Annotated in this window: 2 pseudogenes; one reads left to right on the forward strand and one right to left on the reverse strand. The window is 65.9% G+C overall.

What is annotated here, in order from left to right:
* Window positions 1–186 (forward strand): annotated as a pseudogene (locus FY251_RS21415) (Hsp20/alpha crystallin family protein); the annotation flags it as partial.
* Window positions 187–216: 30 nt separating this feature from the next.
* Here the strand turns inward: FY251_RS21415 and FY251_RS21420 are convergent.
* Window positions 217–443, reverse strand: a pseudogene (locus FY251_RS21420) (FAD-binding oxidoreductase); the annotation flags it as partial.

Raw genomic sequence — 443 nt, forward strand, 5'->3', positions numbered from 1 at the left:
CTCAAGAGCAACGGCACGCTCCACGTCCGCGTCCCGAAGGCTGAGCCTGGGCACGACGAGGACGCGGCAACGGATGTGGGCGTTGAAACCGACGACAGCGGGACTGACGGGGGAACCGAAGCGGATGCAAATACCGATGTCGAAGGCGAAGCCGAATCAGCTGACGAGGGCGAAGACGACTCCTGATTGGAGCGTATACACTTTCTCACAGCGTATTCACTCGTCCCAGTCACGCGTCGGGTCGTCCAGCGCGGCGAACTCTTCGGAGCCGTCGAACCGCGTTGGGTCGACCCGGTCGGGCAAATGCTCGGAGAGCGGATTCGGGCGATTGAGAACGTCTGCGGCGAGATAGTCGCCCATCGCTGGCGCGCGCATGAGCCCGTGGCCCTGCCAGCCGGTCGCCACCCAGAGCCCGTCGGCGACCTGCCCGGCCAGCGGCGTGC

Source organism: Haloferax sp. KTX1 (genome assembly GCF_902410085.1).
Lineage (GTDB): Archaea > Halobacteriota > Halobacteria > Halobacteriales > Haloferacaceae > Haloferax > Haloferax massiliensis.